The sequence below is a fragment of the Actinomadura nitritigenes genome (assembly GCF_017573545.1).
GTDB classification, from domain to species: Bacteria; Actinomycetota; Actinomycetes; order Streptosporangiales; family Streptosporangiaceae; genus Spirillospora; species Spirillospora nitritigenes.
In genome coordinates this window covers 135,056-143,892 of record NZ_JAGEOK010000028.1, presented here as the reverse complement: position 1 = coordinate 143,892, position 8,837 = coordinate 135,056, and the positions used below count along the sequence as shown (strand labels likewise).

At 72.5% G+C, this 8,837-nt stretch carries 7 protein-coding genes; 3 read left to right on the top strand and 4 right to left on the bottom strand.

What is annotated here, in order from left to right; genetic code table 11:
* Positions 1 to 181: 181 nt before the first annotated feature.
* Positions 182 to 478: a WXG100 family type VII secretion target gene (locus J4557_RS35750; protein WP_208271204.1), complete on the top strand. Its 297-nt coding sequence runs from the start codon at positions 182 to 184 to the stop codon at positions 476 to 478.
* A gap of 249 nt (positions 479 to 727) precedes the next feature.
* The gene (locus J4557_RS35745) at positions 728 to 889 is read left to right on the top strand and encodes a hypothetical protein (RefSeq protein ID WP_208271203.1); all 162 of its coding nucleotides are present in this window, start codon (positions 728 to 730) and stop codon (positions 887 to 889) included.
* Positions 890 to 1,272: 383 nt separating this feature from the next.
* Here J4557_RS35745 and J4557_RS35740 read toward each other — a convergent pair whose 3' ends face one another.
* The 3 genes from J4557_RS35740 to J4557_RS35730 are packed head-to-tail and all read right to left on the bottom strand — an operon-like array spanning position 1,273 to position 3,685.
* On the bottom strand, positions 1,273 to 2,220 hold the full coding sequence (locus J4557_RS35740) for a DUF6177 family protein (RefSeq protein WP_243776868.1): 948 nt from the start codon (positions 2,218 to 2,220) through the stop codon (positions 1,273 to 1,275).
* A complete protein-coding gene (locus J4557_RS35735) occupies positions 2,217 to 2,519 on the bottom strand; it encodes a hypothetical protein (RefSeq protein WP_208271202.1) in 303 nt (100 codons plus the stop codon). The genes J4557_RS35740 and J4557_RS35735 overlap by 4 nt, the downstream gene beginning before the upstream one ends.
* Positions 2,519 to 3,685: a MinD/ParA family ATP-binding protein gene (locus tag J4557_RS35730; protein ID WP_208271201.1), complete on the bottom strand. Its 1,167-nt coding sequence runs from the start codon at positions 3,683 to 3,685 to the stop codon at positions 2,519 to 2,521. Before J4557_RS35730 ends, J4557_RS35735 begins: the two co-directional genes overlap by 1 nt.
* A gap of 505 nt (positions 3,686 to 4,190) precedes the next feature.
* Here J4557_RS35730 and J4557_RS35725 point away from each other — a divergent pair.
* Positions 4,191 to 4,583 (top strand): hypothetical protein, encoded by a 393-nt coding sequence (locus J4557_RS35725; RefSeq protein WP_208271200.1) that lies wholly within the window; start codon positions 4,191 to 4,193, stop codon positions 4,581 to 4,583.
* A gap of 535 nt (positions 4,584 to 5,118) precedes the next feature.
* Here the strand turns inward: J4557_RS35725 and J4557_RS35720 are convergent.
* Positions 5,119 to 8,592: an AAA family ATPase gene (locus tag J4557_RS35720; protein ID WP_208271199.1), complete on the bottom strand. Its 3,474-nt coding sequence runs from the start codon at positions 8,590 to 8,592 to the stop codon at positions 5,119 to 5,121.
* Between the last annotated feature and the right edge of the window lie 245 nt (positions 8,593 to 8,837).

Sequence of the window (8,837 nt, the reverse complement as noted above, 5' to 3'; positions counted from 1 at the left end):
CAAGAAAAGCTCGTGCACACCAAGGCCAAGTACCAGACCGCCGAACAGAACAAGACCGCCCGTGTCAACACCCTCAAGGGCCTGGTCAACGGCTGACCCACCCCCGCACCAGCCCACCGCACCGCACGCACCGCACGGCACCGACCCATCGCACGGCAGCAGACGGCCCGGGAGGCCCACGATGAGCACCGAGTACACCTACGTCGACTTCGGCGGCATGCAGAACGCCCAGGCCAACTTCACCAGCGCGCTCAAGAGCTACCAGGCCGCCCTGGACACCCTGGACAGCCAGGTCCGCGCGCACCTGGCCGAGTGGGACGGCGACGCCCGCAACGCCTACGAGAACAAGTCCCGCGAATGGAAGCTCGCCGCCCAGCGCATGGCCACCGCCGTCTCCGGCATGAGCAAGGTCATCGGCGAATCCCACGACATCCACCTCGGCGCCGAACGCCAGAACACCGCCATGTGGGGTGGCTGACCGCGCATCGGTGAGGACGACCGCCCATGCCTCCCCAAGACCCTCCGCCCGCCCTCAACCAGCTCCTGCATCCGGGCACCCCGCCCCCGGTCACGGCGTCCCCGGGCGGCCACAACGGCCTCGATCCGATCATCAGGTCCTCTCCAACCTGCAGCGCATCCTGACGGCCCTGAAGGTGCAGGTCGGCGAGGTCGGGCACTGGGACGTCGCGCAGCAGATGGGCCCCAAGGTGGAGACCGGCACCAGAACATGATCTCCGCGCTGGACCGCTACTGCGCCGCCTACGCCGCAGCGATCAAGAGGATCGCCGAGGCGGCGCGCAACTACGGCAAGAGCGGACAGAAGGCCACCGACGCCGCCCGCGGCGCAGGGCGGCCGCCCACGCACGTGACCCCCTGGCAGGACCAGTAGCACCCAGAACGGTGGAGGTCAGCTGGGCGTGCAGGCGTTCCACCAAGGGATCCGACCCGGGGCGGTTCGTGCCCCATTGGGTGGACGAGCCGCAGACTCCGCCGGTGGCCGGGGAGGAGGCCGGTGCGGGCGAGTGGTGTCGGTGAGCGCGAGCCCGCCACCGTACTCGGCGGCGCAGCGCTAGCCCGCCACCGTACTCGGCGGCCCTGCGGCGGGTTGGCGCCGCGCGGACTCGTCCACGATGTACGCCGAGATCGCCGGGGAGGATGACGGGCAGCGCGTGGTCCGTGTCGCCATGGCGCATGTCCACGACGGGACGGGCGTCGTCGTGCGGTTGACCGGCCCTACGGATCTAAGGAGATTCGGGCGCGGACATGAAGGGTTCAGGGGGTGCGGCGGAGGTGGGTTAGGAGGTCCTGGTGGCGTTGCCAGTATTCGGGGGAGTAGCCGTCGCCCAGGTGGAACCAGGTGATGGGGGCGTCCGGGGGGCCTAGGCGCTTGCGGGAGAAGCCCGGCGGGCCGGTGTAGGCGCCGGCGGAGGCGAGGCCGATGGGGGCGGAGGAGCCGGTCCAGCGCGGTTCGGTGGTGAGGTCGGGGCGGCCGGGGATCAGCTGGGCCAGCAGTGCGGTCAGGGGGTGGTCCGCTGACACGAGGTCGATGAAGGACGGGAGTTGGGTGATCGGGGGGTCTTCGTCGTCCGTGTAGCCGATGGTGAGCGTCGTCATCTCGGCCATGCCGGCGGCCGGGGAGACGAGGGGAGAGAAGTCCGACGTGGCCATTGCCGGGCGGCTGCTTGCTCCGATGGTGATGACGCGTGACGTAGCGGTGCTTGATATGTGGGCCGTGAGGTCTTCAGGGGCCCAACGGTGCTGGAGGGGTTCGGTGGTGCCCCAGCCTTTCGGGGGGTCGCCGGTAATGAGGCGCATCAGCTTCTCGGTGTGTGCGCCGAGGACGCCTTCGGGGGCATGACGGACCTGAAAGGTGAGGACGAGTTGGCTCCCGATGGGATCCGCCGGGGGCGTCGTGTAGGTGGGGGCGTAGTCGCGGGCCTCGGGCAGCGGAACGAAAGCGGTGCCGTTCCAGTGCATCGGGCGGCCGGTCAGGCCCTCGTAATACCCGTCGTCGTGGACCAGCCACTGGGCCTTGGACGCTCGGAGGGGAAGGGTCAGGCGGCTGGTGGCGGGCGTGACGAGTTGGAAGGTGCGGTCCGTCCGCTCGCATTCGGCGAGGGCCTGGGAGATGGCGGGGGAAAGTGGGACGACAGGACGGTCGTTCAGCACGACCATGGCCTGGCCGGTGAGGACGTCGGCGCCGCCTGCGGTTTCCGTCATCGAGCCGTCCAGATCGTGCCGTCGAGGGTTTCGGCGCATCGTTGAGCCAGGTCGTGCGCCTCGGGAGCGGTTGTCGCGGCGTGGATCTCCGTCCACCAAACAGGGACGGCCGAATCGATCCCGAGGAGGCGTTCGACTTCGCCCGCGATGGCGATGAGGACCGGCTCCTGGACGCGCAGGAGGAGCCGTCCTTCGGCGTCGAAGACGTCATTCCCTGCCGCGTAGAGGGGCGGTGAGGCCAGGGATGGGAGGTCCACGGACGGCTTCTCGGAGGTGAGGACTATCAGTTCGCGGCTCATCAGGCGCTCAAGGAACGGGTGAAGACGTCCGCCGCGATCCGGGTCGCGGCGGCGTGGGTGGGCATGCTGACGCGTTCGGGGGCGATGGCGATGCCGGCCGCCAAGTGCCGGTCGAACGGGAGGAGCGTGACGGGAAGCGTGCCGCTCTGGAGGAGATGGGCGGCGCGGTCCAGGTCGGCGTCCGGGTTCGGGGTATGCGAGACCAAGGCGACGACCGTGCGCTGGAGAAGCGGGCCGTAGCCGTTCAAGGCCATCCAGTTGAGGGCGGCGCGCGCGCTGAGGGCGCCGTCCGGCGTGCCGGGGGTGACGAACACCTGGGCGTGGGCGCCGTGCAGGATCCCGCGCTGCAGCTCGGAGACGAGCCCTCCGCCGCAGTCGATGACGGTGGTGGAGAAGTAGCGTCCGAGGCGGCCGGTACCGTGCTGGAAGGTCGCGTGGTCGAGATCGTCCGCGACGGTGCCCTTCGGGGCGGCGGGCAGGACGAAGAGGCCCTCGGGGGTCCGGCCGAGGTGGGCGGCCGTCTCCTCCCAGGACTGGGGGCGTGCGGCCGCGAGGTCCCGGAGCGAGCTGGGTGCGTTGACGCCGATGCGCAGGGCGAGGGAGCCGAGACCCGGGTCGGCGTCGATCGCGAGGACGCGGTCCGGGCGGTACTGCCGGAGGATCCCCGCGACGAGCGCGGCGATCGTCGACTTGCCCGCGCCGCCGCGGATGCTCGTCACCGCGATCCGGCGGCTCGACGGGACCGGGACGCCGATCTGCGCCGTGAGCTGCGCCAGCTCCCGGACCTGTCCGGCGGCCGACGCCCCCATCGCGCGGCGCACGCCGCGTCCCAGCCGGCGGGCCATCGGGTCGCCGTGCGGATTGCGCCGGACGAGGTCCTGAGGCGCGGGGACGCCGCCGGGCGGCGTGGTGAACCGGTTCGTCGCGCCGTTGGGTACGGACGGCCTGACCTGCGGGGATTCGGGGACGCTGTGCGGCGGAATGTCGGCGAGCGGCTCGGGTGCCGGCGCGCTCGGCGCTTGCGAGTGCGGCTCGGACAGCGCCGGCGTGGGCGGCGACGCCTTCGGCTGCGGCGGCACCTCGGCCTGTGGGGGCATCGACGGTGCCGCGTCGAGCGGGCCCGGGGGCACCCCGGGCTGTGCGGGCACCTCGGGCTGCCGGGCCATCGACGGTGCTGCGTTGAGTGGGCCCGGGGGCGTCCCGGGCTGTGCGGGTACCCCGGGCTGTGCGGGCACCTCGGGCTGTGCGGGCACCTCGGGCTGCGGCGCGCCTGGAGAGGGGGAGCTCGGCGGGGCGGGGGTTGATGCAGTCGGCCCATGTGGTGGTGCTGTTGGCCTTGGCGGTGTTGCAGTTGGACCTTGCGGTCGTGGCTCGGGCATGGGGGGTGGGAGCGAGGCGGCAGGTGATGCCCCGACCGGTGGAGTGATCGTCCAGCCTGTTGCGGGAGGTGGTGGACGTTCGATGTCCGCGGAGGCGTGGGACGTCGGCGTCTGGCCTGGAGGTGCGGTCACCCCTGGCGGCGGCGTTGGAGGTGGTGCCGAGTGAGCGATGGGCGGTTGGGGGGTCGTCTGGCCTTCGGGAGTGGAGAGCCCGTTCAAGGTTGCGTGCGGCTCAGGGGTGGGAAGCGGTGTTGCGTTCTCGGAGGCGGCCTGAGGATGCGGCCCTGGCGGGGTGCTCGATGTGCTCGAAGGCGAAGGGTGCTTCTCGGAGGTGGCCGGGGGGTGCGGCTCTGGCGGAATGCTGGCTGTGCTCGAAGGCGAAGGCGAAGGCGAAGGCGAAGGCGAAGGCGAAGGCGAAGGTGAGGGCGAAGGCGTGGGTGAGGGCGAAGGTGGAGGCGAAGGCGTGGGTGAGGGCGAAGGTGGAGGCGAAGGCGTGGGTGAGGGCGACGGCGTGGGTGGAGGTGACGGCGTGGGGGGAGGCGGGGGCTTGATTGTCCAGCCTGCGGTGGTGGGGGCGGCGGCTTCCGTTGAGGGGGTGGACGGGAAGGGCGCCGGGGTTTTGTCCTCGAGGGCGGTGGGGGAGGGGGGCGGCGGCTCGGTCGCGCTCGCAGCGGTTGAAGGCTGAGGGGGTGCCGAAGGGGCCGCGTGTGGCTTGGTCGGCTCGGCCGGGCGTGGTTTGGTCGGCTCGTCCGGGTGGGGGTTCTGCTTTGCGGGGCGAGCCTCGGCGCGGGCTTTGGGGGCGGGCGGTGCTGTGGTGGGAGCCAGCGTGGCCGTCCGTGCTGTGGCCGGGGCCGGGTGGGGGGCGGTGGTGCGGGAGAAAGGGGCTGTGGGTGTGCGGGTGCCCATGGGCGGGGTGGAATGGCGGTCGGATGACGGCGGCGACGCGCTCGCCCTCGCAGGAGAGTCGGCCCCGGCGGCGGCAGGGGGCGGGGGCACGGGCGGCGTTGGGGGCGGGGGCACGGGCGGCGTTGGGCGCGGGTCAGGGGGGACCAGGCCGGATTCCAGTGCGCCGAGGTCGCGCAGCACGGCGTGCTGCCAGTCTCGATCGGCCACCGGGCCCCTTCCAGCTCCGCATTGATTGGGCGAGACGAGTCTAGACAGGCGCAGCCGGGAGATTCCGACCAATTGTGTGTTGCGGCGTCAGACCACGTGTGGACGGATCACAGGTACAGGCCCGTGGCGCTCTCGGGAGACGCGGGGGCGGCCGTGCGGAGGTCCTCGGCGCGCAGGGTGATGATCTCGGTGTCGGACGGCGAGCCGGACGCGGTGAGGCGTTCGGACTGGGCGGCGACGGCGGCGTCCAGCAGGTTGCGCATGAGGCGGCCGTTGCCGAAGGACGGGCCGCGCGGGGTGTCGCGGAGCACGGCCCGCAGGCGTCCGGGCACGTCCGGGGCGAGGGTGAGGCCCTCGGCGGCGGCGAGGTGCTCGAAGATGGCGGCGAGTTCGTCGTCGCTGTAGTCGGGGAAGGAGATGCGCTTCGGGAACCGGGACGCCAGGCCGGAGTTCGCGGCGAGGAAGGCGTCCATTTCGCGTGCGTAGCCGGCGGCGATGACGACGAGGTCGCCGCGGTACTCCTCCATGAGCTGGACGAGGGTGGCGACGGCCTCCTGGCCGTAGGCGTCGCCGGCGAGGGAGTACGCCTCGTCGACGAACAGGACGCCGCCGAGGGCCTGCTCGACCGCGGCGCGGACGCGCGGTGCGGTCTGGCCGAGGTAGGGGCCGATGAGGTCGGCGCGGGACACCTCGACGAGGTGGCCGGACGACAGCAGCCCGAGGTGGCCGTAGACGGACGCGACGAGCCGGGCGACGGTGGTCTTGGCGGTGCCGGGGCTGCCGGTGAAGATCATGTGCCGGGTGGGGACGGTGACCTGCTTGCCGGCGGCGCGGCGCAGTTCGGCGCCGCGGGCCTCGGCGGCGAGGCGGTGCACCTCCTCCTTCACCGCGGAGAGCCCGATGAGGGCGTCGAGCTCGGCGAGCGGGTCGGTGGCGGGGACGACGCGTCCGGCGCCGCTGAGGCCGTCGGGGATGTCCTCGGGCAGCAGCGCGGCGAGGTCGTCGGGGCGGGGCCGGCGGAGCGCGGTGACGCGGCGGGCCTGCAGGGCGGTGGCGCGCTCGCACAGGTTGCGCATGACGCGGGCGTTGCCGAAGGAGCGGCCGCGCGGGGCCCGGCGGAGCAGCTCGGTGATCTTGTCGAGGGCGGCCGGGGCGGGTGACAGGCCGGCGGCGGCCGCCTGCCCGGTGAAGATCTCGACGAGTTCGGCGTCGGTGAAGTCGGGGAACCGGACGGTGGTGGGGAAGCGGGACGCGAGGCCCGGGTCGGAGGCGATGAAGCGCTGCATCTCGCGCTCGTAGCCGGCGACGATGACGACGAGGTCGTCGCGGTGGTCCTCCATCACCTTGATGAGTTCGGCGATGGCCTCCTGGCCGTAGTCGTCGGACATGCTGGTCTCGGTGAGGGCGTAGGCCTCGTCGATGAACAGGACGCCGCCGACGGCGCTCTGCGCGACGCCGCGGGTCTTGACGGCGGTCTCGCCGACGTAGCGTCCGACGAGGGTGGAGCGGGACGCCTCGACGAGGTGGCCGGACGACAGCAGCCCGAGGTCCTTGAAGATGCGGGCGAGGAGGCGGGCGACGACGGTCTTGCCGGTGCCGGGGTCGCCGGTGAAGACCATGTGCCGGGCGGGGGCGGCGGGCGAGGGCAGTCCGGCCTCGCGGCGCAGCTTGGCGGCCTTGGCGCCGGCGACGAGCAGTTCGATCTCCGCCTTGACGGTGCGGAGGCCGGTGAGGGCGGCGAGTTCGGCCATGGGGTCGGACGGGGTGCCGGCGGTGTCGAAGGTGGCGGGGACGTCGGCGCGCTTGACGACGAGTTCCTCACCGGCGGGCGTGTTCGCGCGGACGTTCTCGACGACGATGTCGGCGAGGCGCTGGGCGAGGCGGGCGTTGCGGAGGTTGCGGATGGGCGGGGTCCGGACGAGGAGCTGCCCGGCGGCGGTGAGGGCGCGCTTGTGGGCGCGCGCGCCGCGCTGCTGGAGGGCGCGGTTGAACAGCTCGGCGTACCCGTCGGCGTCGAACGGGTGGGTGCGGACGACCTGGAACCGCAGGGAGAGGCCGGGGTTCACCTCGCGGATGCGCTCGTCGCCGCCGGGCTCGCAGAGGGCGACGACGTGGAGGTCGTCGTGGACGTCGAGGGCGCGGTGGAGCTCCTCGACGATGGCCTCGCCGCTGCGGCCGTCGCGGGACATGTCGTCCAGGCCGTCGATGACCATGAGGCGGTTGCCGGCGGCGTCGCGGGCCTCGCTGTAGAGCTGCGTGGTGGCGGAGGAGACCTCCTTGCCGGCGAAGAAGTCGTCGGCGAGCCACAGCGGCGGGTCGACGATCCGGTGCTCGCGGAGCAGCCGGGCGATCTCCTGGGCGGCGTCGCGCTTGCCGGTGCCGTCGGGGCCGACGAGCATCAGCCGGACGGGCCCGCCGGTCTCGGCGATCGTCTCCAGCGCGGTGACGACGTCGGGCTGCCCGACGAGGCCGGAGCCGACCTCGGCGCGGCGGGTGCGGCGGGTGCGGGACGGGGCGGTGCCGACGCCGGCGGCGAGCGGGTTGACCATGCGGCGGCGGGGGGCGAACAGGCGGCGGACGTCGGCGCCGAACTCGCCGACGGGGATCCATTCGGGGTCGGGGATGCGGGGCTCGTTGGGCAGGCCCTGGACGCAGCCGGTGAAGCGCATCGCCATGTCGAGCCAGCCCCGGCAGGCGTCGATGGCGCCGGCGCCGAGGGCGCGCCCGAGCCATCCCCACTCGTTGAGGTACCAGGGGTTCGGTTCGAAGGTGTCGCGGTCGCGGGCGAAGCGTTCGAGGAGTTCGCCGTACCGGTCCTCGGTGAGGACGGCGGACAGTTCGGCGGGGACCTGCTTGAGGCCGCCCTGGAGGAGCAGGTGGACGAGCAGCTCGTCGGCGGTCTCGTCGTGCGGGGCGACCTCGCGCAGGTGCTCGTGGACGGGCAGCAGCCCGGAGCAGACCCATTCGAGGTAGCCGATGGGGCCGGCGAGTTCGGGCAGGGCGGTGACGACGTCGTCGCTCGCGTGGGCGAGCCACAGGGCGCGCTGCTCGGCGAGCGGCGTCTGGATCCGCAGGGCCGGAGGCGGGTCGTCGTACAGCTTGATGAGGGCCTGGCGGCGCTGCTCGATCGGCTCCAGTCCCTCGAAGACGTCGAGGGACTCGCGGGCGAGCGTGAGGGCGAGGTCCTGGTCGCCGCAGTCCTCGAGCCATTCGAGGGGCTGGAAGGAGCCGCGGCTGACGCCCCATCCGCCGGCGTCGCGGAGCGGGTCGCGGGGCTCGCTGTGGTAGCGGTTGAAGAACTGGTACTGGAGGCGGGAGTGGGTGCCGGCGTTGACGGCCCCGGCGCCGAGCAGGAAGTCGAGGGTGAGGAGCAGTTCCGCGACGACGAGCGGGGCGGGCGGGGTGAGCAGGGAGTGCTCGTCGGTGGTGGCGTCCTTGCAGCGCGGGTCGGCGGCGAGCGTGTCGATGCGGGCGCGGATCTCGTCGTACAGGCCGTCCGGGACGCGCCAGGGCCCGTAGGAGTACACGTCGAGGACGGGCTCGTCGGAGACGAGAAGTTCGAGATGTTCCGGCAGCCGCACCCTGTTCCCCCTACAAGCACACGAAACCCGACCGAACAGCCTAGAGCGTCGGAAGCGCCTCCGGTCGCCGAAGGCGCCAAGGCGGCGCCGGGGCCGAACGGAACAAACGGGCATTTTTCTCGCTAAACGCGATCTATCACTTTGTTCACAGGGGGACGGGGTATCCGGGGCAGGGCCCGGCCGGTCAACTGGGTAGGTATCCGAAGATTCGGTTCGCCCGCCGGACCGGCCCATGCTCCTCCGAC

Bases quoted from the DNA above. Each gene is read 5' to 3' on its own strand.
- J4557_RS35750 (WP_208271204.1), top strand. From the start codon at position 182: ATGAGCACCGAGTACACCTACGTCGACTTCGGCGGCATGCAGAACGCC.
- J4557_RS35745 (WP_208271203.1), top strand. From the start codon at position 728: ATGATCTCCGCGCTGGACCGCTACTGCGCCGCCTACGCCGCAGCGATC.
- J4557_RS35740 (WP_243776868.1), bottom strand. From the start codon at position 2,220: ATGACGGAAACCGCAGGCGGCGCCGACGTCCTCACCGGCCAGGCCATG.
- J4557_RS35735 (WP_208271202.1), bottom strand. From the start codon at position 2,519: ATGAGCCGCGAACTGATAGTCCTCACCTCCGAGAAGCCGTCCGTGGAC.
- J4557_RS35730 (WP_208271201.1), bottom strand. From the start codon at position 3,685: ATGGCCCGGCAGCCCGAGGTGCCCGCACAGCCCGGGGTGCCCCCGGGC.